The sequence below is a fragment of the Marinobacter sp. LV10R520-4 genome, from assembly GCF_002563815.1.
Lineage (GTDB): Bacteria > Pseudomonadota > Gammaproteobacteria > Pseudomonadales > Oleiphilaceae > Marinobacter.
The window spans coordinates 3,332,853-3,358,994 of the sequence record NZ_PDJM01000001.1 but is presented as its reverse complement, the minus strand read 5'-3'; the positions used below and the strand labels follow the sequence as shown (position 1 = coordinate 3,358,994).

Below are 26,142 nucleotides of genomic sequence, written 5' to 3'. Positions count from 1 at the left end.
TTTGACTTAGACAAAGTGGATATCGGGGAAAGGTGCTAACAATCGCAGGCACGGCATCGTCTTTTCCATTGCGGCTTCGCCTCCATTTCAAAGCCGCACATGTTGCGGGCGTTAGGGCTGGTCGTAGTGCCCACCAATGGCGAAAATATAAATGTATCTATCGTCGAATCGGAATATGAGCCTATCCTTCTGTGAAATTCGCTTGGACCACAAACCGGACAGGCTGTGTTTAAGCGGCTCCGGTTTACCGACGCCAGTTGATGGGTCTTCAGAGCGAAGCATTTCTTTCAGTAGCTTACGGAGAGCTTTGTGCAGGTTCTTATCTTTTTCACGCATCTTTTCATACGCCTCCCAAGTGCTTCCCTCAAATACCAGTGATCTCATTCATCTGCTCGTCATTAGGTGTATATCCTTGGCCTCGGGCGTGAGTATCGAGGGAGGCCGCAACTTGTTGCATCAGATCTCGATTTTGAAGCACGTGCAGTGTTTCTTGCTCTCTTTCCCAGTCCTCAGCACTAATAATCACGAACGCGGCTCCGGCGCGACGCGTCACCTTGAGGGGTTCGTGTCTACTAACAACCTGCTCTACAAGACTTTTCAGGTTGTCTCGGAATTTGTTTACACTGATGATATCCATAACTCCACCATTACGTACGGAAACTCAGTACGACTATATCGCAGTAGCCCTAACAAGGCCAAGCACGGCGACAGCTTTTTCGTTGCGGCTTCGCCTCCACTGCAAAGCTGCGCGTGTTGGCAGCGTTGAGGCTGAATAAAAACCCAAAATCAGATCGATTTCAATAGGATTCAGCAAACAGACGAGGAGCCTTCGGAATGCCTCTTTTCAAGCACTACAACTACGATCAAGATTCGATAGTCGTCATCAACGTCCAAATTCATTTCCTTCAGGAATTACATAAATGATCAAAGTCATTGTCGCCATCAAGAAACATCCAGATTTATCCGTTGCCGACTTTCAGAGCCACTGGCGGAACCAGCATGCCGCATTGGTCAAAAGTAACCCGGCGTCGAAGCGCTACATCCGCAAATACATTCAGTGTCATACCCTACCCTCGGAATACAGCACGCCAGGCAACACACCCTATGACGGCACCGCAGAACTGTGGTTCGACAGCGTTGAAGACAAGAACAAATTCTTTTCTGATCCGGACTATGTTCGTGATGTTCAACCCGATGAGCTCCGTTTCGCTGACATGGAAAACACGCGTTTTTTTGTCACCGAGGAATTCAACGTTATTATCTGAGTTCACCATGAGGCCTGCTCAACTGTGTGGTTTCAGGCGACCGGGTATTCATTTCCGGCAGCGCGGTTCAGTATTCAAAAGGTTACATCACCGTGTAGTAATGTAGATATTTTAAGTACCTTAGATATTTTAAGTGCCGTAGATATTTTGCGGGGGTGCATTCAACCCTGTCATCTAACTGTCGGAAAACTGACACACAGCCTTCACCTTGCCCTGCTAGTTTTAGCGTAATCCAGCAGGAATAGTGTGTATGACGTCTATCTTTGTTTTTTACGCCGTCGCAGCCATGGCCAGCCCTTACCTTATTTACAGGCTTGCGGCCAGGCTTCAGCTTTCACGGGCGAAACATCCCTCGCTCCGGGGGCACAGTAACCTGTCACGGCGCGTTGCCCGCCTGATTCCTTTCTTCAGCTACAGCGAGCACGGCTTTTTCGCCAGTGACGGTGCGCCGCCAGCGTTGCAGCAACAGCGCCGCCTGGCAATTCGAGGGCTTCAGGCCAATGCCGAGCGGCAGTGCGCTGAAACCCTGGCGCACTGCCGCGCCATTCAGAACAGCGTTTCAGATGTGCGCTTTACCAGCCGCTACCGGGTGCCCTTCCCCTACAGCCGGCAACTGCCAGACTGCTTCCTGCTCGGTTCCATGGCCGATGAAACCCGGGGCTCCCAGGTTCGCGATCTGGACGGTAACTGGCGTTATGATCTGTCTGGCTCTTACGGCGTCAACGTTTTCGGCTACGACTTCTACAAACAGTGCATGGATGAGGGTATCGCACAAACCAAAGCCCTCGGACCGGTGCTGGGCACGTATCACCCGCTGATTGCTGAAAACGTGAATATCATCCGCCAAGTATCCGGGCTAGACGAGGTGTCGTTTCACATGTCTGGCACCGAAGCCGTCATGCAGGCGGTACGGCTGGCACGCTACCACACCGGCAAGACCCATCTTGTGCGTTTCTGCGGCGCCTACCACGGCTGGTGGGACGGCGTTCAGCCGGGCATCGGTAACACCCGCAAAGCCCGCGATGTTTACACTCTGGCAGACCTGAGCGAACAGACCCTGCACGTACTGCGCACCCGCAGCGACATCGCCTGTGTGCTGATAAACCCCCTGCAGGCTTTCCACCCCAACAGTGACGCACCCTCTGACACTGCGCTGATCGCCAGCGATCGCAATAACGGTTTCGACAAACAGCGCTATAGCGAGTGGCTCACCCGAATTCGGGATGTGTGCACCGAACGCGGCATTGTGCTGATTTTTGACGAGGTCTTTACCGGTTTCCGGCTGGCCTATCGCGGTGCCCAGGAATTCTACGGCGTACAGGCGGACCTGGTGACGTACGGCAAAACCCTGGGCGGCGGCCTGCCGGTCGGTGTGCTGGCGGGAACTCAGAAGCTGATGCAGCGCTTCAAAGACAACCAGCCGGTCAACGTCTCCTTTGCCCGCGGCACGTTCAACTCCCACCCCTATGTGATGGGTGCGATGAATGTGTTCCTGAACCGTATCGGGCAGTCCGATATCCAGCAGCAATACCTCGAATCCGAAATCCTGTGGAACACCCGGGTGGCCCGGTTCAATCAGCGGCTGGAAAGCGAGGGGCTGCCTCTGCGAATCACCAACATTCATTCAATTCTGTCGGTGCTTTATACCCTGCCCGGCCGCTACAACTGGATGTTCCAGTTCTACCTCCGACAGGCTGGCCTTGAGCTGAGCTGGACCGGCACCGGACGGCTGATCATGACTTACCGCTTTACCGATGACGACTTCAACCAGGTGATTGAGCGGTTTGTCAGCGCCGCCCATCAAATGCAGGCAGACGGCTGGTGGTGGCAAAGCCCGGAGCTGACCAATAAGGCGATCAAGCGACAGTTTCTGGTTGACATGCTGACAGCCCGATTCCCGTTTCTTGCAGGCAGGCTGTCTGGCCCGCTGGCAACATTTCGTGAAGAGTCGGGTGAAGAATCGGGTAAAGAGCCCGGTTCCGGCCCGGTGACGAACCAGGATCAATACTCCAGAAAGGTGGGTTGAGTATGACTATGCAATCCCAGAGCAACGGCGAACCGCAGTTCCGTAATGGGCTTAGAGCAGAATTTGACGATTTTCTCAGTCAGCAGGCCCGGCGTTTCGACCCCGAAAACTGCCTGCAGATCGACTTTCACTGCCACGACCACAACAGCGACGTGCCCGATGAACTCTGGGGCCGAATACTGCGCCTGCCCGAAACCTGGATTAAAACCAAGAAACTGGTGGAGGTTCTGGGGCAGAACGGCAGTTCCGTGGTGACCGTCACCAACCACAACAACGCGCGGTCTTGCTGGGCGCTTCAAGACAAAGGCGTGGATGTACTGGTGGGCTGCGAGTTCACCTGTTTCTTCCCCGAGTACGATTTGTTTATTCACGTGCTCACTTACGGCTTCACCCGCGAACAGGAAATACTCCTTAACGAGAAGCGCCAGAATATCTACGACTTTCTGCGCTATGCCGCCTGTTATGACATCCCGGTGATTCTGCCCCATCCGCTCTATTTCTACAGCCGCAACGAGCGGATTGATTTGTGCCTGTTCGAAAAGCTGGCGGTCATGTTCTGGCGCTTTGAAGTGCTGAACGGCCAGCGGGATCTTTGGCAGAGCGTGCTCACACTGAACTGGGTGCAAAGCCTGACGCCAGACCGCATTCGAGCCTATGCCCGCAAGCACAAACTGGACCCCGCAGAATTTGGGGTGAACCCGGATAAACCCAAAGTGGTGACCGGCGGCTCTGACGACCACACCGGCATTTTTGCCGGCCTTTGTGGCTCACAGCTTTACGTGCCCGATTTGCAAAAACGCCTGAAAACCCAACCCGCATCCGATCTGGCACTGGAAGCACTGCGCAACGGCCAGGTGGCGCCTTTCGGCAACGTTGGCGAGAACCAGAAACTCAACATCGCCCTGCTGGATTACCTCGCCCAGGCGGCCACCAAACTGAAGGACCCGGGCCTGCTTCGAATTCTCCTTCACCGCGGGTCTACCTGGGACAAGATGGGCTGCTTTATGGTCGCCAACCTGTTTCTGGAAATGCAGAAGCACAAGAAAACCACCGTGTTTTTCGCGCTCATACACGATGCACTTCAAGGCAAGAAACCCGCGCGGTTTCTGAAATGGCAGGCGTCAAAAGACTACGCGTTCTGCATTACCCAGCTGGATAAAATCGCCGACAGCAAGCGCAACAATCCCGAAGCGTTTGTGGACACCGTCAACCAGATCATCGGCGAGCTGTTCAACCACCTGAATCACCTGATCGCCAAACGGATTCGCAAAGCAGTGGACAAGCACCAGGGCCCCAGCCTGAAAGATTTTTCCACCGAGGAGCTAACCCGCAAACTGGAAATACCCAGCCAGCTCACGGCCCTGTTTCTGGGCGACGGCAAGCGCCAAGACAACATGAGCAATATTAACCTGGCCGAGGTTCTGAACAACCTCTCGTTCCCGGTGTTGATCAGCACCATACTGGCTGGGTCTACTCTTGCCTCAACCCGCGTGCTGTATCAAAACCGCGATCTGCTCAACCGGTTCGCCCGGCAACTTGGCAAAAACGAGCACTCCCGGCGGGCGTTGTGTTTGACCGACACGCTGCTGGATAAAAACGGCGTGTCCACCTCGCTGAGCGGGAAGCTCAAAGAGATTAAACGCACCAACCTGCCGCTTGATTTTCTGATCTGCCATTCCGACGCCGTGCCCGAGCCCCACCTGAGCGTGGTTCGGCCCATTGCGGACATTGACCTGCACCCCTTCGGCGATCAAACCCTGCGGGTGCCGGATGTGATGGAAATTGCCCGCATATTCTATGAAGGCGGCTACGACCGGATTGTCTGCTCCACCGAAGGCCCCATGGCACTGGTTGCCTTGTTTCTGCAACAGATGTTCAACGTGCCCTGCTACTTCTTTATGCACACAGACTGGATTGATTTTATAGCCCACACCACCCATCTGAATCAGCACGAAAGAGACCGGGTGCGGCGCCTGATGCGGGCGCTCTACAGTCGGTTTGACGGTGTGTTCGTGCTCAACCGTGAACACAGAGACTGGCTGACCGGACATGAAATGCAGCTGCCAGAAGACAAAGTATTTCTGACCGCCCACCACACCGCTCCGCGGGATCTTCAGGTGCAACCTGTCCGCAAGTCGGACCTGATTCCAGGCGCCAACGCCAAAACCCCAGTGCTGTTTATTGCTTGCCGGCTAAGCCGCGAAAAAGGCATTTTCGATCTGCCCGAAATCGTTCAGGAAGCGCGCCGTTCACTGCCCAACCTGCAAATCGTTGTGGCCGGCTCAGGCCCTGCCAGCGAAGACCTTCAGCGAGCCATGCCGGATGCCGTATTTTTAGGCTGGCAAACCCGGGAGCAACTGGCGTCACTGTATCTGGGGCTGGATCTGTTTGTATTTCCTTCGCGTTTTGACACCTTCGGCAACGTGCTGCTTGAAGCCTTCACTCACGGCATGCCCGCAGTGGCTTACAACTGTAAGGGGCCGAAAGACATCCTTGAGCACGGAGTTAGCGGTTACCTGACGGAGGATGTAAGCACGATGGCCGAAGCCGTTGCGGATTTCTTCAGCGGCTCAACCGACCGCCATGTTATGGCCGAGAATGCTCGCAAACGCGCAGCCCGGTTCCAGGCAGAACCCATCATGCGGAAGTTTCTTGAGGATTTGGGGCTGGACTACCCGGAACAGGTTCACGCTGAAGTGACGGTAGCCTAGTGAGCTCGGCCAATAAGGCAACGCCTGGTTTAACCACCGGTGAACAACTGAACTTCCTGCTGACCAACCGCCTGCCCCGGCGCTGGCTCACCTTGTTCATGGGCTGGTTCAGCCGTATTGAAAGCCCGGCCCTGACCCGGCTATCCATTGCCATTTGGCAGTGCTTCTGTGACGACCTTCGGTTACAGGACGCCAAAAACCCGCGTTTTAAAAGCCTGCAAGAGTGCTTCACACGGCAGCTGAAACCCGGCCTGCGCCCGCTAGACAGCCGGCCGGATGCTGTCAGCAGCCCGTGCGACGCCATCGTTGGCGCCTGCGGCCGCATTCGCGACAACCGGCTGTTTCAGGCCAAGGGTTTTCCCTACACCCTGGAAGAACTGATCCCGGATGCCAGGCTGGTAGCGCGCTACCGCAACGGCCAGTTTGTAACCCTGCGGCTTAAATCCAGCATGTATCACCGGTTTCATGCGCCGGTAGACTGCGAGATTCGCCGGGTGAACTATGTGTCCGGGGACACCTGGAACGTGAACCCCATCGCCTTGAAAAAAGTCGAAAAACTGTTTTGCAAAAACGAACGGGCAGTTCTGGAGCTGGAGTTTGGCCAATCAGACTACAGCCTGACGCTGGTGCCAGTAGCCGCCATTCTGGTGGCCAGCATGAAATTTCATTTTCTGGCCGAGCCGCTGGATCTGAAATATCGGGGTGCCAACCTGATTCCGTGCAATGCGACGCTGCGCAAAGGTCAGGAAATGGGCTACTTCCAGCATGGCTCTACCATCCTTGTTTTTGCCTCAGAGCACTATCAGCTAAGCCCTGGAATCGCCGAAGGTGAGCCGGTCAGAATGGGTGAAGCGCTGTTGTCGGGCCACCCTCTTCCAGCCCGGCCTTTGCACAATTCCAACCTATCAAAAGAACCCACTGCAACAGTTGATGTAGAAGGACGCTGCCATGACATTTCGTGAGGAACTGCAAAAACAACGGTGGGACGATCACCGCTATTATCACCACAACCGGATCAACCAGTTTTTGCATCTGCTCAGCGCCAGCTGTTTTCTGATCAGCTATGGCCTGGTGTTTTTTCATCCGGCGGCGGCGGCTCTTGTTGGCTGGCTACTGGCGATGACACTGCGCCAAACAGGCCATTTCTTTTTTGAACCGAAGACTTACGATGAGGTAAACAAGGCCAGCCACGATTTCAAGGAACGTGTGAAAGTGGGCTACAACCTTAACCGCAAGGTGGTGTTGCTATCGATCTGGGCGCTGACCCCGGTAGCACTGCTGCTGAGCCCCGATCTGCTCGGCCCGCTCTCTCCGGCAACGGATCTGGTTGAATTCATCAGCAACACGGCCCTGTTATGGCTGTTTGTCGGCCTGGGTGCCGTGGTGTTCAGAACCGTACATCTGTTCAAACTGATGGGGGTGCAGTCTGGTCTGGTGTGGATGACCAAGATTTTCACCGACCCGTTTCACGACATCAAAATCTACCAGAAATCGCCCTACTTCATCCTCAAGGGTGAGATGTACGACACCATGGAGAACTGGTACGACGATGCGCCTCTTAACCCGCGAACCTAGAAAGCCGCTTGGCGATGCAAACTATGTATAATCTCCGGATGGTCCGCAGTACGATGAACCCGGGCGATATTCATCCCCTGGATTTCGGCGCAGCTTAACCAGAGCAGGCAGAGCGACGGTTTAGTCGCTTTTACTCCGTCAAAACAACCAAGGAATACAATTATGTCTATTCGTATCGACGATGTAGCTCCAGATTTCACTGTGGATTCCACAGACGGCAAGATTTCACTGCACGAGTGGATTGGCGACAGCTACGCCATTCTGTTTTCCCACCCGAAGGATTTCACACCGGTGTGTACCACCGAATTTGGTGCGGTTGCTCAGCTCGTGCCTGAATTCGCCAAACGCAACACCAAGGTGATGGGCGTATCGGTAGACAGCGTTGAAGAGCACATGAAGTGGAAGCGCGATATCGAAGCGTTTTCCGGTGCGGCTGCCGACTTCCCGATTATTGATGACACGTCTTTGCTGGTATCCAAACTTTACGACATGCTGCCGGCCGGTGCCTATCTGCCCGAGAATCGTACGCCTGCCAACAGTGCTACCGTGCGGACGGTGTTCATTATTGGTCCGGACAAAAAGATTCGCCTGACCATGTCGTACCCCATGTCTGTAGGTCGCAACTTCGCGGAAATCATGCGTGCGCTAGACGCTGTCCAGATCACAGACGGGGCCGGTATCGCAACGCCTGCTAACTGGGTTCCCGGTCAGGACGTGATTGTGGGGCTGGCTCTGAACGATGAGCAGGCAAAAGAGAAGTTCGGCGAACTCGACATTAAATTGCCGTACCTGCGCTTTGCAAAGGCGCCTAAGAAGTAAGCAATTCAGCTAAATTTTTATTGCAATAAGCATCGGCAGCAGGTGGTTCGTAATGATTAATACCAAAATACACAAGTCCGTCTATGAGTTAGCTGAAAAGCTAATGAAGGCTGCCGATAAAGATGACAGAGAGGCCTTCAATTCACTCTATGCAGAGTTGAAGGCTGTTTGCACCGATAACGAAAACACCGATAAAGATCACCCGGAACAATGGGAAACACTGGCCGACTTTGAAGAAGAGATCGAAGACGCTCTGGTTGGTTATGAAAAAGCTCTGAAAAAAGCCGTCGCTATGGATTCGAAAGACCATATGTCATCCATCGCATTTTCCATGGCGACATTGCAAATAGAATTAGGCCAGACTGACGCAGCCATCAAAAATCTTGAAAATGCGAAAATAAGCGCTGACAGGATTGACGATAAAGAATTTAAAAAAGAAATAGATGAGCTGCTTGAAAAACTATTAGCAGGCCAGGCCACTTCCACACGGCCGTAGCGTTTAGCACCGCGCGCAGAATGGAAGCAGGCTTATGAGAAAGCGCAGCGCTTATTGTTTGAAACCAAGAGCTAAGAATTGAAGATCCATACGAAACTATTGGCCGCGCACGTTGTCGAATGAGCAATCGCCTAATCGGAACGAATGTTCATCATTCGGGACGCGCAAGGCCTCTCTCTGACCCTGAACTGACTGGCGAACGAGACGGTCTAAAATTTCTTTCAACACTAATCGGTAGCGGATAGAAATGAGCAGAACAAGCATTGGCCGCTGGTATATCGGGTACGGACTTTTTTTGATCGTGTGTGGTTTGGTGGGATTTGCTTCCAATCCGGCGGCAGCCAAAACGGCTTTGATGTCAGGTGCTACCTTCGGGATACTGAGTGCATTGTGGGGATTCTGGTTGCTGAAGGGCGGTCGTTGGCCGGCATTAATAGCCGCCGGATTGACCACGCTACTGCTCTGCGCAACGTTTAGCTGGCGTTCGACTATGAGTTGGCAGGCTTATGCCGATGGTGAGCCAAAACTTTTTGCTGCGATCCTGATTACAGTGATGTTGATTGGCTCGGCCGCCTCGATCATCCAACTCCTGCGTTCAAGTAAAGCGGTGCTCCAAACTCCCTAATCGGGCAGCGCTATATGCCCCCGCTCCGCATGGAGTGAGGGGTCGTACCAAACCAGCGACGAAACGTACGGCTAAAGTTAGAGGTGTCTTGATAACCCAGTCGTTCCGCGATCTGCTCAACCGTAATCTGTGTCTCCAACAGATACCAGGCCGCCAGTTCTTGCCGCACTCCATCCAGCAGATCCTGATAGCTGGTGCCCTCGGTTTTCAATTTACGGATCAACGTGCGTCGCGACATGGCTAATCTGGACGCCACATCGTCAAGGCTCGGATAGCCATCCGGGCTGTTCAGCAAACAATTGCTCACCTGCTGGCTCAACGCACCGCCGTTATCAAGCTGGCGCAGCTGATTGTCGCAGTCCCGCAATGCGGTGCGAAAGGTGCCGGCATCGGCGGTAAGGCAAGGCGTATCAAGCACGCTCACCGGCATTTGCAAACAGAACGCCGGCGCATCAAACATCACCGGGCAACCACAACGCTGTTCGTAAACGTCTGCCCACTGCGGGCGCGGTATCGGCAATTCAATTTGAATATTGCGCAAGCGCTGTGAGGTCACGGTGTCGACCAGTTGAAGATAGGTCACCAGCAGCGCGCTATAGACAAATTCGCGCACATCGCCAAGCGCCGACAGCTCTTCCGTGCGCACGGTAAAATGTTCGTCGGTTTCAGAAATAACGACGTTCACCAACTGAAAACGCAAGCGGGTGAAGCGCGCCAGAGTGTGCAACACCACACGAAGATTCGGCGCCGACACAATGGCGTAACCCAGCGCCCCATGGGCAGAAACCGAGGTAATGCCGCCGATATCCAGGCCCAGCCACGGTGTTCGGGTGAGCGCTGTGGCGCGCCGCAATAAACGCGCAAGCTGCTCAAGACTGAGGTAGCGGTTCCCGCCCAGTAATTGTTCCCACTGCAACCGCGTGCCCTGCAGAATCGTCTCGTTATCAAAGCCCTGTTGACGCAAATGTGCACACACCAACCGGGCATAGGTCGGGTGTATCGCGGGGCGAAGTCTTTCCGTTGCCAATAACGCCATACATCTCCTGCATTCCACCCATTTACAGCCATCATAATGGCACTATTTGACGACTAAATGCCACTTATAACGGTGATCGACGCGGGCGGAAAGGGCCAATATGGCTAAATGCCCCCATCCCTATAAGGACGTTACCATGAACAAAGCCGGCGTTTTTACCACTCCATCAGGCGAGATCTACCGAGATCGTAAGCGCTATTTATGGGCCCTGTCCGTTCTGGTACCGATGCTGGCTCTTTTAGGCCCCGGCCTATTTCTGGCCAGCGGCAATGCACTCTGGCTGTGGGCTCCACTGGCGCTTTACTTCGTGCTGATTCCGGTTCTGGACATGATGCTCGGCGAAGACGCCAACAACCCGCCAGAAGAGGTTGTGGCGCAGCTTGAACAAGATCGCTACTACCGCTATGTCACCTACTTACTGGTTCCTGTGCTTTGGGCAATATGGGCGCTCGGAGTCTGGTTTATTGGTACGCAGGATGCCCCCCTGCACGGCATGATTGCGACTGTGCTTGTGATCGGTACGCTTCAAGGCACAGCCATTAATCTGGGCCATGAATTGGGCCACAAAAAAACCCGGATGGAACGCTGGCTGGCGAAGATTATTCTTGCGCCCTGCGCCTATGGTCATTTTTTTGTCGAGCACAACAAAGGCCACCATCGCGACGTTGCAACACCGGACGATCCGGCTTCATCACGCATGGGCGAAACCATTTGGGGGTTTGCGTTGCGCGAAATTCCTGGCGCCTTCCTCCGCGCCTGGGAAATTGAAAAAACACGCTTAAACAAAGCCGGCAAGCCGGCTTGCTCCCTTAACAATGAGATTTTGCAACCGGCGTTAATCACCATATTCGCATGGGGAACCGCCGTCGCATTGCTGGGCATTGAAATTCTGCCCTTTATTATTGCCATCGCCCTCTGGGGAATGTTCCAGCTCACCTCGGCTAATTACATCGAGCACTATGGCCTACTGCGGAGAAAACGTGAAAACGGTCGTTACGAGCCCACTCAGCCCCACCACAGCTGGAACAGTAATCATATCTTTTCAAACTGGGCGACCTTCCATTTACAGCGCCACTCAGATCATCACGCAAACCCGACCCGTCGCTACCAGTCGCTACGCCACTTCGACAATTTGCCGACACTGCCAAACGGCTACCTCGGCATGTTCGTTCTCGCCTACGTCCCGCCACTGTGGTTTGTGGTGATGAACCCCAGATTGGTCAAACATGTGGACGGCGACAGTAAAAAAATTAACTTCCACAAACCGGCAAAAGAGAAAATGATCAACCGATACTTTTTACGGTAGGGAATTTGCGTTGAGGAGTTTTAAAGCTAAATCCTTATTTTTCGAGCTTTTTTTTGCGCGTTTGATATTTAGGCTTCATAGCATTAACCTATGTTCATTGAACGCTTGTTCAACTTTTTGGGTGATCGTTCAAATCTGAGCGCTATCGGCGTTCGATCCGCTCCGGGGCGAAGAGCCACGGACAGCGCCCACCATCTTTAATGTGCGGATCACACCCGTGGCCTAAAACCACCCTGTGCGGGCACCATGATTGGAAAAACGCACAGCGCTAACGTTGTGACCGACAATCCATAAAAGAGAACGACAAATGAAAAAGCTTATTTTGGCCTTTGCTGGCCTTGCTATCAGTGGCGCTGCGGCGGCGGCTCCGAACACCGAATGTCAAACCGTTCGTTTTGCCGATGTTGGCTGGACCGACATCACTGCCACCACCGCGCTGGCCTCCGAAGTGCTAGAAGGCATGGGCTACGAATCAGAAGCGAAAGTGCTGTCGGTGCCCGTGGCTTACCGGTCACTTCAGAACAAAGACATTGACGTGTTTCTGGGCAACTGGATGCCCACCATGGAAGCAGACGTACGCCCTTACTTGGAAAGCGGTGATGTTGAAACCGTCATCACTAACCTGGAAGGCGCCAAATACACTTTGGCGGTACCGCAGTACGTTTACGATGCCGGTGTGACCAGTTTTGCCGACATTGCCAAGCACGCCGACCAATTTGACGACCGTATCTATGGCATTGAGCCCGGCAACGATGGCAATCGTCTGATTCAGGACATGATCGGCCAAGATGCGTTTGGTCTTGGTGAGTTCCGGCTCGTGGAGTCCAGCGAAGCTGGCATGCTGTCCCAGCTGGGCCGCGCAGTGCGTCGTAATGAATGGGTGGTATTCCTGGGGTGGGAACCGCACCCCATGAACGCCAATCATGACATGGCCTACCTTAACGGTGGTGACGACTTCTTTGGCCCCAACTACGGCGGCGCAACCGTTCACACCAACGTGCGTAAGAATTACCTGAACGAATGCCCGAACGTGGGCAAACTGCTAACGAACATGACGTTTTCACTGCCCATGGAAAACGAAGTGATGGGCGCCATTCTGAACGACGGCGAAGAGCCACGGGATGCTGCTCACACTTGGCTCGCCAACAACCCGGCCGTGTTGGATGGCTGGCTCAAAGGTGTTACGACCTTGAACGGCGATGCAGCGCTGCCTGCCGTTAAGGCGTTCCTCAAGTAATACTGAAGAAAGCACTAATGGGAATTTTGTAGAGAATACTTTAGAGAATACTTTGGTGGCGCTCTGAACTGACCGGTTCAGAGCGCCCGATTTTGTAACGAACACCTCCCATTTCCGGTGTCGGCCAAGGCCTGCACCCAACAAGACTGAACGCCATGAGCTGGATAACTGAGCACCAACTGCCTTTCGGCGACTTCGTCGAAGGCATTGTTGAATTTCTGGTCGTTAATTTCAGCGGCTTTTTTGACACTGTTTCCGATACCCTGAGTAGCATGATCCACGGCCTGACCGATGCCCTGTTATGGGTACCGCCTGGCGCTATGGTATTGCTTTTTACTGTGGCGGCACACCTTCGTCATCGCCGTTGGGGATTGACCGTTTTTACCGCCTTCAGCTTTTTACTAATTTGGAATATTGGTTACTGGGAAGACACCATGGCGACGCTGTCACTGGTGTTGTACGCCACCCTGTTGTGTGTGGTGATCGGCATTCCTTTGGGCATTTATGCGGCTCATAGCCGTTGGCTGTACAAATTCCTGCAGCCGGTGCTGGATCTGATGCAAACCATTCCACCCTTTGTTTACCTGATCCCGACGCTGACCTTGTTCGGTTTAGGGGTGGTTCCTGGCGTGATTTCAACCGTGATCTTTGCCATCGCCGCACCGGTGCGGCTGACTCACCTGGGCATCTCCCAGGTGCCGAAAGAATTGGTCGAGGCGGGCAAGGCCTTTGGCTGCACCAACCGGCAACTGTTGTTCAAGGTTGAGCTACCCGCTGCCATGAGCTCCATTGGGGCCGGTATTACTCAGTGCATCATGTTGTCGCTCTCAATGGTTGTTATTGCTGCTTTGGTTGGCGCCGATGGCTTGGGTGTCCCGGTGGTTCGGGCTTTGAATACGGTCGATATCGGCAAAGGCTTTGAAGCCGGTCTGGCGATTGTGCTGCTGGCCATCTGGATGGATCGGTTCTTCCGCCAAAGTGATGCTAAGGAGACGTCATCATGATCGAATTTGAGAATGTAAATGTCGTCTTCGGCAAAAATCCCAAACGCGCGCTGCCGCTGATTGAACAGGGCCTTGACCGGGCCGCTATCCGTGACCAGACCGGATTAGTAGTCGGTGTGCAGAGCGCCAGCCTGAGTGTCAGGAAAGGTGAGATTTGCGTTTTGATGGGGCTGTCCGGTTCCGGCAAATCCAGCTTGTTGCGCTGTGTTAACGGTTTGAACGATGTCACCAGTGGTGCCATTCGCATTCGGCACGATGGTGAGATGGTGGATTTCACCCAGGCCAACGATAAAGTTCAGCGGGACATTCGTACCCGTCGCATTTCCATGGTGTTTCAGAACTTCGCCCTGATGCCCTGGCTAACAGTGGAAGACAACGTCGCTTTTGGTCTGGAGCTGCAGGGCCTGGGCAAGGCCGAGCGCCGCAAAAAAGTCGCGCGTCAATTGGAGCTGGTTGGCCTTTCCGGTTGGGCAAAGTCCAGACCGGCTGAGCTGTCCGGCGGTATGCTGCAGCGGGTGGGGCTGGCCCGGGCATTGGCAACGGAATCGGAAATTCTGCTGATGGACGAGCCCTTCTCTGCCCTTGACCCGCTGATTCGTAACCAGTTGCAAGACGAACTGCTGACCCTGCAGGAAGAACTGCAGAAAACCATTGTGTTCGTCAGTCATGACTTGGATGAAGCACTAAAGCTGGGCTCGCACATTGCGATCATGAAGGACGGCCAGATCGTTCAGCATGGCAAGCCGGAAGCCATTGTGCTGCAACCCGCGAACGATTACGTCAAAAGCTTTGTTGCCAGCACCAATCCGCTCAATGTTCTGGCCGCGCGCTCCCTGGCGCTGCCTATCGGGCAGATACAGGAAGACGCCAGCGGTAATCGTTGCATCAATAAACGCTACGGTATCTGGCTGCACACACCGGATGTAGCGGAAAAAGCGGTGGTCACCAGCGGTGGCCAAACCTTCCAGACCCAGCTTTGGCAAGAAGGGCAGGCTATCGAAAGCCTGGCCCAGCAGCCCACCCGCATCGCGCCAGACACCCCCTTGCGGGATGCCGTGGAGATTCGGTACTTCACCGGTCATAGCCTGCTGGTGGAAGAGGACGGACAAATCACCGGCGCCATCGGCGACCGGGAGCTTTACCACGCGATGCTGGGCAAACATTTAGACGACAGCTAGGGTCCGGCGGACACCAGCGTGGGGTAACCAGATCCGATCTATGGCGACGTCATATGTCAGACCCCGTTTGCCACGACGGTCCTTTGGTACCCTAGCCAATCAGTCGGATAGCGTTTTGCGTATCTGCTCCAGTTCGCGCCGGCGCTCCGGGGTAACTTTTGGGTAGGCCATCTGCAGGCTGTTGAACGTGTTGATGATGATCTGAGCGATGATTAGTCGCGCGTTCTTCTTGTCGTCAGCAGGAACCACATACCAGGGCGAATCGTCAGTGCTGGTGTTGCTCAGGCAGGCTTCATAGGCACTCATGTATTCATCCCAGAATTTCCGTTCTTCACTATCAGCCAAGCTGAATTTCCAGTTCTTATCGGCTTCATCAATGCGATCCAGGAATCGCTGGCGCTGTTCTTCTTTGGAAAGATGCAGGAAAAACTTGCAGATGCGCGTGCCGTTGCGGTGCAAGTGCGCTTCCATATCGGCGATGGATTGGTATCGGTCCCGCCAGATGATATTTTCGTCCAGTAATGAATCTGGCAAGTTCTGGCCATGCAGGATTTCCGGATGCACCCGCACGATCAGCACTTCCTCGTAATAGGAGCGGTTAAAAATGCCAATGCGACCGCGCTCCGGCATTGCCTTGTTTGTGCGCCAGAGAAAGTCGTGGTCCAGCTCCATGGCGCTGGGATGCTGAAAGCTGAAAACTTGGCAGCCTTGAGGATTAACACCGGACATCACGTGGCGAATAGCGCCGTCTTTGCCGGCTGCATCCATCGCCTGAAAAATAAGCAGAATCGCGTAGCGGTTAGAGGCGTAGTGCATTTTTTGAAGGTCGCTCAGCTCAGTTACCTGGCTGTGGAGCCGCTTTTCATAGTCCTTCTTCGATGTGTAAAAAGGATCCACTCTCGTCGGCCACTGGCCGAGGTCCACAGAACGCCCCTCTTTTAGGCGGAACTGATCAGTATCGAACGCCGTCTTCATTGCGCGTGCACTCCTGCAACAACTCAGTGGCGTGGGTTGCTGTCACCAGAGGAGGACTTGTCATCGGATGAGTTGTCATCGGATGTGAGGTAGTAATCCTTTTCCTCGAATATTTTCACCTCAGGATCTTCAATGCTGTTGCTACCGCGGCCCCGAAAAAGCCAGAAGGCCACAACAGCGCCAATAATGATCAATATAATCCACTTCATATCCCTTTCCTCCACACAATGAGATACCTTTTCTAATCACCTTTACCCTATGCCCATGGTGCCAGATCACAAGCGTTTCCCACTTTCGGCGCGAGAAAGGCGCAACAGGTGCGGCTCGTCAATTCGCTGAAATGAGAACTTATGTATGGAACGCCTCCTTGATATCTTCAATCGAGGAATGCGCCTTAGTCGGTGATGGGCTCATGGCGGGGGCGGTGGTCACCTCCGGTGCAACCATCGACGAGTCCAGCGACAGAATAACGTAGCCACCGACGGCTCCAGCGCCGAAGGCCGGAGCGAAAACTAGCGACCGTTTGCTGATCGTCCCGTCTAAGACGGCGTCGGCCAGCGCGATCGGGATGCTCGCCGCAGAGACGTTGCCGATTTCGGTGATGTTGAAGTAAATGTCCTTGGCGTCGATCCCCTGGGGCTTGGCGAGCTCGATGATCATTTTCTTGTTGGCTTGATGGGGCACGATCATGTCAACCTTAAGTCCGAGCTCGGAAAGCTCACCCATCATCTGGTTCAGGTAGCGCTTGACCAGCGCCTTAACCTCGGGGCCATAGACCGTGATGTCGTTGTCGAAGTCGTGATTCGGCCAGATGATGGAGTTCACCTGACTGAAGGGTCCGCTGGCATAGGTCTGGACCACATGAATGTCACGTTCACCGTCGGACGGTGCGATCACCATGGCGGCGGCCCCGTCGCCAAAGATCATCCGCGACGGTCGGGCATTGCCGATCTTGTCCGAAAATTTCTCCGCCATGACCAGCAGGACCGGACGTTCGATCTCCCGCAGCAAGCGGACGGACTCGGCGACGCCGTACGGGAACCCGGCGCACGCAGCAACGATGTCCGCTGAACAATGGGTCTGCATGATGCCCAACTGGCCTGAGAGCCAGGTGGCAGTCGACGGGATAAGTCGGCTTGAGGTACAGGAGCAGAACAGCACTGCACCGATCTCCTCTGGCCCGCGCCCGGCATGCTTCATCGCTGCCCGCGCGGCCTCAAGGGCGATATTCTCCAGCGGCTCGGCTGTATAACGGCGCCGTTCGATACCGGTTTTGTCGGCGATTTCCTCCGCGCTCATCGGCGACCACGAGGGTGGGGAGTTCCGGACTACATCCTCGTTTGAGCAGATAACCTCACCCTTGCGAATTGCCAGCGCCTCGATCTTCGGTTGGATCGGCGCATCGTCGCCGATCACCAGCGGCGGATAGGGTCTCACGGGCTCGACGCCAGAATCGGGCGTAGGCGCCTGCTTCGCGACGGTGGTATCACTTTTTTCGCGGTTGATGAAGTCGAGCACGTGGCGGTCTTTCGGATAATACAGCACGACGATGTCGTCATCCTGCATCTCGGCCAACGGCTTCAGCCTGGCCTGGCTCCGGTCCCAGGGCTGTTGGTTGTGCAGCACCATCGCCCAGCGCCGGAGCGCCTCGAGTTCGGCCTGCTCCTCTGAGACATCAAGGATGTCGTCGATGCTGTAGTGATAGTGATCGGGGTTGTAGTTGCCGAGGGTGGTTGTCCTGGCACCCGCAGTGGCGAGCGCCTCAGCAATCGTGGCCTTGATCGGTGGGATTGACGCTGCAAGATAGAGCTTGGTCGAGAAGCAGTCGAAGAGCATGTCGAACAGCTCGTCCTCAGCCACTCCGTTCCACTTCGCCGGCAGCTGCGCGTAGGCATCGCGGATGCCTGCGGACCTGGCTTCCCGCCCCTCCAAGGGCTGCAACAGAGGTACGAAGACATCGTCGCGGTTGCGCGGGACATCACGCCAGCGCATCGGCTGCTTGTCGTACATCACCAGCGCGTAACGGTTCGCCCAGAAAAGGTGCAAGCCGATGTCACGCAACAGGTCATAGCGCGTTGCATAGCCTCCCGCAGCCGCCCGCTCGGCGATTTCGGTTCCAGTCGGAGCCTTCACTTCGAAGTCGCGACGAATGATCGCCTTCAGCTGGTTAAGATCGGTAATAATCGAGAAATCGAGCTCAATAAAGATACTTGAGGGAAACACCAGTTTTCCATGTTTGTTCAGTCGAAACGGTTTCATGAGTTCGCCTTGCTTGCTAATAAGAAATTGCATTTCTGCAGATTCTGCTTGCGCCTCTGCCGGCCTTGGAAATCAAACTTTGCCGCGATAATTCGCCAGTTTTTAGATGTTGTGTACCAAACAGTATAGTCGTTATTGGCCGCAGGTTTTCGCAGTGGGTAATCGCCATCACCTGGGGTATTGTTAGCGAGGGGTGATGACCCGACGCTGAAAGCTATAGAGACTTGATGAAGGAAGCTGGTGAGTCTGAAAGAAGGCGTTTCGCCAGTTTGTGGGTCTGCTTTTGAAGCGCCTGAAGTTTCGCAACGATACATGCCTCGGCTAAGTCCCATTGTTCATCGTCCAGATCAATTTCGTGGCGATGATCTGCCAGGTATTCGAGCAATACGGCTTGGTCATTGGCCAAGCCCTGAAGTTCTGTCATTACTTCAAGCTTATTTATCTTTGACTTCAGGCCTTTGCCCAACATCGGGCGCAATACGCGTAAACAGTAGAACAGGTCTTTTGATCGTTTTCGAAATTGGTGAAAAGCTTCGATTTCGTCAGAGCTATTCGCCTTTTTCTCGGCGTAACGGGCATTTTGGTATATGAGTTTGAGGTTGGGCATAAGTGTCGACAGTGACTTTGGAAGATCCCATTCTTTAGGAGCTGCGCTCTGAGCTTCTACTTCTAGAGCCAGCTCCATGAAAAATTCGCGACCTTTAACCTCAAGTGTATTGAGTTTTTGCTGTTCAGACAGGAAACGGTCAATGGCGTCGTATCGTTGTTCCTGCAACGCGGCGTTTTCTTTTATCAGCTCCCGCCAGGTTTTTACACGAACCGCCGCGTCTCGGCTGCCGGAAAGCTTCCCGGAAATTGTTTTGTAGTGGTCTTGCCGGCGGCTGTACTCGGTTTTACCAATCTGGGGTCTAATCAGCCGTAGTAGAGCACGCACTTCTTTGCAGCTTTTTCGAGCCTCATGAACACCCGTTTCTGGAACCCTGCATGCGTGCAGAAGCGCTAGAGCGATTTCTTCGTTAATTGACTGCATCAGCCGCTTGAGCTGCTTGCCAAAGTTACCGGTAGAATTGAGACGACAGCGCATTACTTCACTCCGCTCTTTATTCAATGGGTACAGCTGACGTTATCTAAACACTATCAACATTACAGAATACTGGTGTGAAATAAGTGTATTGTCGATGCTCTGATAGAATTATTCTTGTACAGGATATTGTGCTGTTCAGGATGCCGTACATTAGAAGATTTAAACATCAGCTGCGCAGGGATCAATTTCGCTAAAAGCGAGGAGAGTCAGATGCCGAAACAGGCTACGGTAACCATGTCGGGTTCGCGCTATGTGATGACTTTCTTATGTCCCCGATTGTCGAGCGCCCTTACTCTGCTAATTTTTATGGGATTTTCCGGTTTTCTTGTGGCCGGCGACTGCGAAATGGACGAAACCGATCGATCTTTGCTGAATAGCGTGAATGAAGCTCGCAGTCAGCCAAGGCAATGCGGCAACGAGGACTTTAACGCCGTAGACCCGCTGTCCTGGAGCTGCAAGCTCGAGGAAGCCGCCCGAGGCCATTCGGAAGATATGGCGGAGCTGGAATTTTTTAGCCACACCGGCTCTGAAGGTTCTCAGATCGGCGAGCGGGTAAGTGAAAGACATTACCAATGGTCGGCGGTGGGCGAAAATATTGCGGCGGGCCAGAACTCTGTCGATGAGGTGGTTGATGGGTGGCTCTCAAGCCCGGGACACTGTGCCAATATAATGCATGCCGAATTCACCGAAATGGGCGCGGCGAGAATTGAGGCGCCGGGCTCGCAATACTCTCCCTTCTGGACCCAGGTTTTTGCCCGGCCCCGTTAATGAGGATCTGTTAACTAACGCAAGAATAACGTGTAACACTTTGTTACATTTGCTAACGTTCCTGTTGGTTGTTGTAGGCGCCGAAGTAGGTCTGCCCGCCAAATTCGCAAGGGAACAGAGATTCATACTTTGAATATACACGGGAATGAGTTCACCCCTGCAATGGCCGGGATACTGGCTAAGCCAGCGGCTGAAATAGCGACTGGGACTCTATGAACCGGCATCCCTCAATGGTGGTGATTCTGCTCGCGTTAATTGGTCTGGCGTTTTGTGCCGCCCTCAGCCGTAGCTTGTACCTGGAAGAAAACGAAAGCATCACCGCAGAGTTTCGTGCAGATGTTACTCAGCTTGCGACCGCCTTTGAACGTGAAGTGCGGCTGAACCTTGAAATTCTGTTCGCCTTGAAGGCCTCTGTAAGCATGATGCCGGAGATGGATGCACAGCTTTTTGAAAAGCTGACCCGGCAGGTACTTGAGCGCTCTCCCGCCCTCAAGGCGTTTGCTTGGGCCCCAGTTGTCCGTCAGGAAGACCGGGCCGGGTTCGAGCAACGGCAGCAGAGTTGGTATCCCGGGTTTGCGTTGCATGGGATGCCCGCAACGGCTAGCACAATTCCAGCTGAGGAGCTGCCCTGGCTCGCTCCTGTGCAGTTCATCGAGCCTATAGCGGATAATCGGCCGGCTATCGGTTTTGACTTGTCGAGCGAGGAGAAACGGCGGGAGGCCCTGTTGGCCGCGAGGGAAACCGGGAAAATGGTCTCGACGGCTGCCATCGAGCTGGTGCAGGAGCAGGACAATCAAAAGGGCTTGCTGATTTTCGCGCCTTTGTACCGCGGTGTAGCCGACACCACTGCGGAGGACCGGGCGGTGCGCCATTATGGTTTTATGAACGGCGTTTTTCGGATTGGTGAACTGGTCAAGCAGTCGATTCCGACGGCGATTGACAGCAACATTCTGGTTCAGATTGTGGATCGCACAGATGGGGCCCAAGAAGTAATATACAGCACTGGCCGCTCCAGTGATGAGCGCTGGCTGAGAAGCCTGATTCACGAAATACCCCTTGCGCCCGTAGCGGGCCGAAATTGGGTGGTTCAAGCCATGCCCGGGGCGACGTTTGTGAGTGCTAGGCGGGGCTATCTACCTCTATTGGTCATTGGTTTCGGTTTTTCATTCATCGCATTGCTGGTGTTCTTTGCTGTGCGAAGCCTGCGGCAGAATGCCGAACTGAACAAAACCAAGCGCGAGCTGGAGAAGATTTCCCTGACCGATGCCCTGACGGAGCTTGCCAATCGCCGGCATTTTGATCTTTATCTTGAGCAGGAGTGGCTCAGGGCTTTACGCCAGAACCAGCCAATTTCGATGGTTATGCTGGATATAGATTCCTTTAAGGCATTTAATGATGCTTATGGTCATCCACTCGGTGATCAGTGCCTGAAGCAGGTCGCGCAAGTATTGCAACAGGTCGTAAAGAGGCCCACCGATCTGGCGGCACGCTACGGCGGTGAGGAGTTCGCTCTGGTGCTGCCGGGCACCGAGGATGCAGCGGCGGTCGCGGAGGCCTGTCGGGTTGCAATTCAGGCGCTTGGAATTGTTCATGAATTCTCGGATGTGGCGCCGGTGATTACCATCAGCGCCGGTGTTTGTAGTCTGACCCCGACCAGAAAAACGTCGCCTGCATTACTGATAAAACAGGCAGATGCTGCACTTTACAAAGCCAAGGAAGCCGGGCGCAATCAAGTACTGTAGGCGGCCTGCACCTTTAAAGGTTATTTTGGTGGCGTGTAATAAGCGTCACCTATCCTTTTGCCGCCTACTTCTTCTAAATCATTAACAACCTGCCAGCGCGAGATGCCCTGCTCGCGCAACCATATTTCCAGCCGGCCCAGATTACTCCACTCCCTGCCCTGGTCACGGGTATTGTGCACGCGCGCCCACAGGCCGTCGACCAGTAAGGCCACGGCCCAGACATAGGGATGTTTGTCTGGATTGCCGAAACCGCCGCTTTGATATTCGCGCTCCGTACGGTAAACCGTGGCGATGTTCTCAATGCGCCACAAACTGAATAAACCCGGTATATCGGTGGATTTTACCCGTCGTTGTGACAGATCTTGAAAATCAATATGGACCATACTGTTTACATCCTCCCTCTAATTGTTCACAGTATGGATCATAGTGACATCCGACTCATAACGCAATTATCCGGGGAAACACATGCTACCGACTACCTTCTGCGCACGTTCAATCGAGACGATCGATACGCAATGGCAAGCTGTTTTTAACGACTACTGGCCGGCTTACAAAGCCTGGTATGGCCAGAAAAAGCGTGCAGATATCAACCCGGCTGAACTCAGGCAGGCGCAGCGTCAGCTTCTGGCAGTCATGCCGGAAATGCAGCCGCTTTACGAACGCTTTCTGGAGGCGAGTAATGACTGCCCTGTTGCGGCTCAGTTTTTGACGGGGCACCAGCCGCCGGCCTATCTGGTGAGCTGTTCACAAGCGGTGTTACTCAATGAAGAACCGCTACTGATCCGCAACTATGACCTTAGCCCTGATATATCCGAGAACCTGGTGACGCAATCGAATTGGTTGGGACAAGAGATTATCGGCACAAATGAGTGCCTTTGGGGGCTGAATGATGGCATGAACACGTCAGGACTTGTCGCTTCGCTAACCTTTGGCGGCAGCAACAAGGTGGGAAAGGGTTTCGGCATCCCCTTTATCATGCGTTATGTGCTGCAGACCTGCGGGAACGTCAGGCAGGCTATAAAGGTGCTGCAACGGGTGCCTTCGCATATGGCCTACAACGTCACCCTGGTCGACAGGCAAGGGGATTTTGCCACCGTGATGTTAGTTCCTGACCAGCCCGCGATTGTTACTCGCGAACGCTGTATTACCAATCATCAGACACAAGTAACCTGGCCTCAGCAGGCGGTGTTTTCTAAAACCGTCGAGCGCAAACAGTTTCTGGACGAATTGCTGGCGGGCAAAAAAATAAAGGAGCCGCAGCTTCGCAGCGCCTTCTTAGCCGCGCCCCTGCTCTCTGGCAACTATCAACAACAGTTCGGTACGGTTTACACCGCTGTGTACAAACCATTGAGTGGAACCATGTCGTATAACTGGCCTGGGGAAAAAGCCTGGCAACATAGCTTTGCCGATTTCAAGGCGTCGGACAAAACGGTCAGCCTTGGAAAGCCAGCAGGTCTTAAAGTACAGGAAAACGTTACGGTGGTTCCTGCGAACCCGACACCGTATGTTGAGTCGGATTACAATTTGCCGGCGAGTACTCGCCAGCAACTGTTGCAGAGCCTGGTGTACCTGCCAGCCTCGGTGGTAGGGCAACCTGAGGCACTGGAAACACTAAAACAGCGCCTGCGGTCAGAAAAGTCGTTCTGCTGGAAAGACTATGCCGACCAGGTAGCCCGGGTTTGGCACTATCCTGTGCATTCAGTCTGTCGTCCGCCGGCAGGCCGATCAGCTTTTCGGCGGCACCCAGGGGTGTCAATTTGCGGATATGCTCTATCTGCCCGGACAGCTCCAAACTCTGCGTCATGTCGCACTCCGGTTTCAGCGTTGAAAATCTGACTATAACAGGGAGACAGAACGAGCAGTGAATCCCGGCTTGTTACGTTTTCGTTTTGCCCCGACAATACCCCTTTGATTTACCTGTCATGAGACTGAAATATGCTCGAAACTATGGCGTTGATGCCTCAGAATTTTTCGTTGCCCGACGCTATTTGGCGGCTGCTGATCAGCACTGGTTTGCTGTTGCTGGCCATCGTTATTCTGCGGACGCTGACAGCCCGCTTTATTCGTCGGCACGTTGCGTCGTCGGAGTTGCGGGGCCGGCTGCTGATGAATTTTCGCAACGGTTTCCTGTTATTGGGAATACTGGGTCTGGCGCTGATCTGGGGCGACCAGATCCGATCCCTGGCCCTGTCCATCGTCGCTATCGCGGTCGCTTTTGTGGTCGCCACCAAAGAATTGATTCTTTGTATTTCCGGCGCGATATTAAAAAGTGGTGCCGGCTCTTTCAATCTGGGCGATCGCATTCAGGTCAAGGATTTCCGGGGCGATGTCATCGATCAGACCTTACTGGCCACGACGGTGCTTGAAGTGGGCCCTGGCAAAACAGCCCACCAGCGCACCGGGCGGATGATCGTTATACCCAATGCCTTGTTTTTGTCTGAGCCAGTTATCAACGAAAGTTTTACCGACCACTGGGATTTTCATGTTTTTACCGTGCCCTTCAAGCGAGAGGACGACTGGCATGCCGCCCAGAAAGCACTGCTGGCTTCGGCCAACCGCCATTGCGAGCCCTATCTGGAATCTGTACGCAAATATATGAATAAAGTTGGCGTTTCGCGGGGCCTGGAAGTGCCTTCTGTAGACCCACGGGTGACCATTCAGGTTCCGGTAGCCAGCGAGATTCACCTCACCGTCAGGCTGCCAGCCAAACCGGGGCAACGTAGTTATATTGAGCAAGCGATTCTTTCAGAGGTTTTCGCCGACACCGATTATTCCACCAAAAAGCCCTGAATAGAGTTCGAGATTCGCTCTGAACGTAAGCACATACGGGTAACGTTATGACTTCAAGGAATCGGTGATCACTATGCCTAGCTGCTATAGTTGCCGGAAAGTATTCAAGCCTTCAGCGCTAAGAATTTCATACTCGAAAAACTATTGCGAGAGTTGTGGGGTTGGTCTGTTCGGTGCGAATTACTTCGGTTTCTCTAAAAAGCCTGACCCCACTGTTCAGAAAAAAATTCTGGTCTATTTAAAAGTCATTGTTGCGTCGATCGCGGGCTTTTCGTTACTGGTTTTTCTTTTTTTCAGTATGTCCGCGCAGGGCAACGCACAAGATAACGCACGAAAAAATGCACAAGTTAAGGAGTCACCTATGGTTACTGACTTCACCGGCCTGCAGTGGAAAAATAGGGTTATCATCATTGATAACGTTCAGAACGACGGCGATGTTTTAACCATTTTTGAAAACAGGACATCTGAAATCAAAGACCGGGGCATTGTTTGGTTCATGTTCAAAGGAAATCGCACGTTCACTAACTACACGGGCGAGTTGTCAGAGGGTTTATTAACCCACACGCGAGAGCATTATGGGCATGGGCCGGGCCAGGTGGTTTTGATTGGTAAAGACGGTGGCGTAAAGTTGCGCTTAGACCGTGCGAACTTAAAGGCAATATTCCTGAAAATTGACGCAATGCCCATGCGTCAAAGCGAGATGCGAAGTTGATGTCTCAGGCGTTCATGAGAAAGACCTGATGATTTAAAATTCGAGCGTTTTTGATTAAAATTTTTTCATCTTTTTATCGCAATTAGCCCTTATTTACTCTGAATGTGTTCCATAAAAACACTAGAAACCACCGGAAGAACTGCTTATAACCCTATAATAATACGTCGCTTTTCATGGCACTTGCCCTCAATGAAATTATCAGTAACGTCAAAATAAACCTTAAAAACAAATAATTAAGAGTGCTGCAAGCTAAGGCTTTTTAAATCTCAAAGTACATATTGGGCGAGAGTATAAACACGCCAACCCGTAGCAACTCTAAATATGTATATTTGTGACAGACATCTGCGCCAGACATTACAAAAGCTGCTAAGCGATCACCAACCGTTCGAGTCTGCTCTACGCTCATAGTGTTCGTTAATATTCGGTGGTCTGCCATTTTGGTTACATGCTGCCGAATCATGCAGGAGTAAGCGCTATGCAATGGAAAAATTCTGTGGCTGTTCTTTGTCTGGCCGTATCGCCGGCGTTAGCATT

The 26,142-nt window shown here is 53.5% G+C and carries 25 protein-coding genes; 17 read left to right on the top strand and 8 right to left on the bottom strand.

Annotated elements, in window-relative coordinates; all coding sequences use genetic code 11:
- Window positions 1–111 precede the first annotated feature (111 nt).
- Window positions 112–336 carry a Txe/YoeB family addiction module toxin gene (locus ATG98_RS16320; RefSeq protein WP_267283845.1) on the bottom strand — a complete coding sequence of 75 codons (225 nt, stop codon included), beginning with the start codon at window positions 334–336 and terminating at the stop codon, window positions 112–114.
- A 28-nt stretch (window positions 337–364) separates the two neighbouring features.
- Window positions 365–637: a type II toxin-antitoxin system Phd/YefM family antitoxin gene (locus ATG98_RS16315; RefSeq protein WP_098418162.1), complete on the bottom strand. Its 273-nt coding sequence runs from the start codon at window positions 635–637 to the stop codon at window positions 365–367.
- Window positions 638–920: 283 nt separating this feature from the next.
- On the opposite strand from ATG98_RS16315, the gene ATG98_RS16310 reads away from it, so the two are divergent.
- From ATG98_RS16310 to ATG98_RS16275, 8 genes are all read left to right on the top strand, one after another.
- Window positions 921–1,265 (top strand): EthD domain-containing protein, encoded by a 345-nt coding sequence (locus ATG98_RS16310; RefSeq protein ID WP_098418161.1) that lies wholly within the window; start codon window positions 921–923, stop codon window positions 1,263–1,265.
- A gap of 250 nt (window positions 1,266–1,515) precedes the next feature.
- Window positions 1,516–3,291, top strand: a complete 1,776-nt coding sequence (locus tag ATG98_RS16305; protein ID WP_098423847.1) for an aminotransferase class III-fold pyridoxal phosphate-dependent enzyme — start codon at window positions 1,516–1,518, stop codon at window positions 3,289–3,291.
- A gap of 2 nt (window positions 3,292–3,293) precedes the next feature.
- The gene (locus ATG98_RS16300; protein ID WP_098423846.1) at window positions 3,294–6,002 is read left to right on the top strand and encodes a glycosyltransferase; all 2,709 of its coding nucleotides are present in this window, start codon (window positions 3,294–3,296) and stop codon (window positions 6,000–6,002) included.
- Entirely contained in the window at window positions 6,002–6,964 is a 963-nt protein-coding gene (gene asd / locus ATG98_RS16295; protein ID WP_098423845.1) for an archaetidylserine decarboxylase, read from the top strand. The genes ATG98_RS16300 and asd overlap by 1 nt, the downstream gene beginning before the upstream one ends.
- Window positions 6,951–7,577 carry a hypothetical protein gene (locus ATG98_RS16290; protein ID WP_098423844.1) on the top strand — a complete coding sequence of 209 codons (627 nt, stop codon included), beginning with the start codon at window positions 6,951–6,953 and terminating at the stop codon, window positions 7,575–7,577. Before asd ends, ATG98_RS16290 begins: the two co-directional genes overlap by 14 nt.
- 162 nt (window positions 7,578–7,739) lie before the next feature.
- Complete coding sequence (locus ATG98_RS16285; protein ID WP_098423843.1) at window positions 7,740–8,396, top strand: peroxiredoxin; 657 nt, start codon at window positions 7,740–7,742, stop codon at window positions 8,394–8,396.
- A 52-nt stretch (window positions 8,397–8,448) separates the two neighbouring features.
- Window positions 8,449–8,892 (top strand): Replicative DNA helicase, encoded by a 444-nt coding sequence (locus ATG98_RS16280; RefSeq protein WP_098423842.1) that lies wholly within the window; start codon window positions 8,449–8,451, stop codon window positions 8,890–8,892.
- A 247-nt stretch (window positions 8,893–9,139) separates the two neighbouring features.
- Entirely contained in the window at window positions 9,140–9,517 is a 378-nt protein-coding gene (locus ATG98_RS16275; RefSeq protein ID WP_098418154.1) for a hypothetical protein, read from the top strand.
- 10 nt (window positions 9,518–9,527) lie between these two features.
- Here ATG98_RS16275 and ATG98_RS16270 read toward each other — a convergent pair whose 3' ends face one another.
- Window positions 9,528–10,553 carry an AraC family transcriptional regulator gene (locus ATG98_RS16270; protein ID WP_098423841.1) on the bottom strand — a complete coding sequence of 342 codons (1,026 nt, stop codon included), beginning with the start codon at window positions 10,551–10,553 and terminating at the stop codon, window positions 9,528–9,530.
- A gap of 136 nt (window positions 10,554–10,689) precedes the next feature.
- Between ATG98_RS16270 and ATG98_RS16265 the strand changes: the two genes are divergently transcribed.
- The 4 genes from ATG98_RS16265 to choV all read left to right on the top strand — a co-directional run bounded on the left by ATG98_RS16265 (window position 10,690) and on the right by choV (window position 15,278).
- Window positions 10,690–11,859, top strand: coding sequence for an alkane 1-monooxygenase (locus ATG98_RS16265; protein WP_098423840.1), 1,170 nt, complete (start codon window positions 10,690–10,692; stop codon window positions 11,857–11,859).
- A gap of 307 nt (window positions 11,860–12,166) precedes the next feature.
- The gene (locus ATG98_RS16260; RefSeq protein ID WP_098418152.1) at window positions 12,167–13,096 is read left to right on the top strand and encodes a choline ABC transporter substrate-binding protein; all 930 of its coding nucleotides are present in this window, start codon (window positions 12,167–12,169) and stop codon (window positions 13,094–13,096) included.
- A gap of 155 nt (window positions 13,097–13,251) precedes the next feature.
- On the top strand, window positions 13,252–14,100 hold the full coding sequence (choW, locus tag ATG98_RS16255) for a choline ABC transporter permease subunit (RefSeq protein WP_098418151.1): 849 nt from the start codon (window positions 13,252–13,254) through the stop codon (window positions 14,098–14,100).
- Window positions 14,097–15,278, top strand: coding sequence for a choline ABC transporter ATP-binding protein (choV, locus tag ATG98_RS16250; protein ID WP_098423839.1), 1,182 nt, complete (start codon window positions 14,097–14,099; stop codon window positions 15,276–15,278). Before choW ends, choV begins: the two co-directional genes overlap by 4 nt.
- Before the next feature lie 99 nt (window positions 15,279–15,377).
- Here the strand turns inward: choV and ATG98_RS16245 are convergent, their stop codons facing one another.
- From ATG98_RS16245 to ATG98_RS16230, 4 genes are all read right to left on the bottom strand, one after another.
- On the bottom strand, window positions 15,378–16,253 hold the full coding sequence (locus ATG98_RS16245; protein ID WP_098418149.1) for an ADP-polyphosphate phosphotransferase: 876 nt from the start codon (window positions 16,251–16,253) through the stop codon (window positions 15,378–15,380).
- 23 nt (window positions 16,254–16,276) lie between these two features.
- The gene (locus tag ATG98_RS16240) at window positions 16,277–16,462 is read right to left on the bottom strand and encodes a hypothetical protein (RefSeq protein ID WP_098418148.1); all 186 of its coding nucleotides are present in this window, start codon (window positions 16,460–16,462) and stop codon (window positions 16,277–16,279) included.
- A 139-nt stretch (window positions 16,463–16,601) separates the two neighbouring features.
- Window positions 16,602–18,512: a 3-oxoacyl-ACP synthase III family protein gene (locus tag ATG98_RS16235; protein ID WP_098424475.1), complete on the bottom strand. Its 1,911-nt coding sequence runs from the start codon at window positions 18,510–18,512 to the stop codon at window positions 16,602–16,604.
- Between the two features lie 214 nt (window positions 18,513–18,726).
- Entirely contained in the window at window positions 18,727–19,620 is an 894-nt protein-coding gene (locus tag ATG98_RS16230; RefSeq protein WP_228706172.1) for a CHAD domain-containing protein, read from the bottom strand.
- A gap of 186 nt (window positions 19,621–19,806) precedes the next feature.
- Here ATG98_RS16230 and ATG98_RS16225 point away from each other — a divergent pair, with 186 nt between their 5' ends.
- Window positions 19,807–20,364, top strand: coding sequence for a CAP domain-containing protein (locus ATG98_RS16225; RefSeq protein ID WP_098423837.1), 558 nt, complete (start codon window positions 19,807–19,809; stop codon window positions 20,362–20,364).
- 212 nt (window positions 20,365–20,576) lie between these two features.
- Window positions 20,577–22,106: a diguanylate cyclase domain-containing protein gene (locus ATG98_RS16220; RefSeq protein ID WP_098423836.1), complete on the top strand. Its 1,530-nt coding sequence runs from the start codon at window positions 20,577–20,579 to the stop codon at window positions 22,104–22,106.
- A gap of 20 nt (window positions 22,107–22,126) precedes the next feature.
- Here ATG98_RS16220 and ATG98_RS16215 read toward each other — a convergent pair whose 3' ends face one another.
- A complete protein-coding gene (locus tag ATG98_RS16215) occupies window positions 22,127–22,489 on the bottom strand; it encodes a hypothetical protein (protein WP_098418143.1) in 363 nt (120 codons plus the stop codon).
- Window positions 22,490–22,571: 82 nt separating this feature from the next.
- On the opposite strand from ATG98_RS16215, the gene ATG98_RS16210 reads away from it, so the two are divergent.
- The 3 genes from ATG98_RS16210 (at window position 22,572) to ATG98_RS21615 (ending at window position 25,608) form a co-directional block, all read left to right on the top strand.
- Window positions 22,572–23,942, top strand: a complete 1,371-nt coding sequence (locus ATG98_RS16210) for a C45 family autoproteolytic acyltransferase/hydolase (RefSeq protein ID WP_098418142.1) — start codon at window positions 22,572–22,574, stop codon at window positions 23,940–23,942.
- Window positions 23,943–24,041: 99 nt separating this feature from the next.
- On the top strand, window positions 24,042–24,896 hold the full coding sequence (locus tag ATG98_RS16205; RefSeq protein ID WP_228706171.1) for a mechanosensitive ion channel domain-containing protein: 855 nt from the start codon (window positions 24,042–24,044) through the stop codon (window positions 24,894–24,896).
- A gap of 73 nt (window positions 24,897–24,969) precedes the next feature.
- A complete protein-coding gene (locus ATG98_RS21615) occupies window positions 24,970–25,608 on the top strand; it encodes a DUF4174 domain-containing protein (protein ID WP_143751119.1) in 639 nt (212 codons plus the stop codon).
- Window positions 25,609–26,142 lie beyond the last annotated feature (534 nt).

Bases quoted from the DNA above. Each gene is read 5' to 3' on its own strand.
- ATG98_RS16205 (WP_228706171.1), top strand. From the start codon at position 24,042: ATGCTCGAAACTATGGCGTTGATGCCTCAGAATTTTTCGTTGCCCGAC.
- ATG98_RS16265 (WP_098423840.1), top strand. From the start codon at position 10,690: ATGAACAAAGCCGGCGTTTTTACCACTCCATCAGGCGAGATCTACCGA.
- ATG98_RS16270 (WP_098423841.1), bottom strand. From the start codon at position 10,553: ATGGCGTTATTGGCAACGGAAAGACTTCGCCCCGCGATACACCCGACC.
- ATG98_RS16260 (WP_098418152.1), top strand. From the start codon at position 12,167: ATGAAAAAGCTTATTTTGGCCTTTGCTGGCCTTGCTATCAGTGGCGCT.
- ATG98_RS16305 (WP_098423847.1), top strand. From the start codon at position 1,516: ATGACGTCTATCTTTGTTTTTTACGCCGTCGCAGCCATGGCCAGCCCT.
- ATG98_RS21615 (WP_143751119.1), top strand. From the start codon at position 24,970: ATGCCTAGCTGCTATAGTTGCCGGAAAGTATTCAAGCCTTCAGCGCTA.
- ATG98_RS16300 (WP_098423846.1), top strand. From the start codon at position 3,294: ATGACTATGCAATCCCAGAGCAACGGCGAACCGCAGTTCCGTAATGGG.
- ATG98_RS16245 (WP_098418149.1), bottom strand. From the start codon at position 16,253: ATGAAGACGGCGTTCGATACTGATCAGTTCCGCCTAAAAGAGGGGCGT.
- ATG98_RS16240 (WP_098418148.1), bottom strand. From the start codon at position 16,462: ATGAAGTGGATTATATTGATCATTATTGGCGCTGTTGTGGCCTTCTGG.
- ATG98_RS16280 (WP_098423842.1), top strand. From the start codon at position 8,449: ATGATTAATACCAAAATACACAAGTCCGTCTATGAGTTAGCTGAAAAG.
- ATG98_RS16215 (WP_098418143.1), bottom strand. From the start codon at position 22,489: ATGGTCCATATTGATTTTCAAGATCTGTCACAACGACGGGTAAAATCC.
- ATG98_RS16275 (WP_098418154.1), top strand. From the start codon at position 9,140: ATGAGCAGAACAAGCATTGGCCGCTGGTATATCGGGTACGGACTTTTT.
- ATG98_RS16310 (WP_098418161.1), top strand. From the start codon at position 921: ATGATCAAAGTCATTGTCGCCATCAAGAAACATCCAGATTTATCCGTT.
- ATG98_RS16210 (WP_098418142.1), top strand. From the start codon at position 22,572: ATGCTACCGACTACCTTCTGCGCACGTTCAATCGAGACGATCGATACG.
- choV (WP_098423839.1), top strand. From the start codon at position 14,097: ATGATCGAATTTGAGAATGTAAATGTCGTCTTCGGCAAAAATCCCAAA.
- ATG98_RS16285 (WP_098423843.1), top strand. From the start codon at position 7,740: ATGTCTATTCGTATCGACGATGTAGCTCCAGATTTCACTGTGGATTCC.
- ATG98_RS16220 (WP_098423836.1), top strand. From the start codon at position 20,577: ATGAACCGGCATCCCTCAATGGTGGTGATTCTGCTCGCGTTAATTGGT.
- choW (WP_098418151.1), top strand. From the start codon at position 13,252: ATGAGCTGGATAACTGAGCACCAACTGCCTTTCGGCGACTTCGTCGAA.
- ATG98_RS16235 (WP_098424475.1), bottom strand. From the start codon at position 18,512: ATGAAACCGTTTCGACTGAACAAACATGGAAAACTGGTGTTTCCCTCA.
- ATG98_RS16225 (WP_098423837.1), top strand. From the start codon at position 19,807: ATGCCGAAACAGGCTACGGTAACCATGTCGGGTTCGCGCTATGTGATG.
- ATG98_RS16290 (WP_098423844.1), top strand. From the start codon at position 6,951: ATGACATTTCGTGAGGAACTGCAAAAACAACGGTGGGACGATCACCGC.
- ATG98_RS16320 (WP_267283845.1), bottom strand. From the start codon at position 336: ATGCGTGAAAAAGATAAGAACCTGCACAAAGCTCTCCGTAAGCTACTG.
- ATG98_RS16315 (WP_098418162.1), bottom strand. From the start codon at position 637: ATGGATATCATCAGTGTAAACAAATTCCGAGACAACCTGAAAAGTCTT.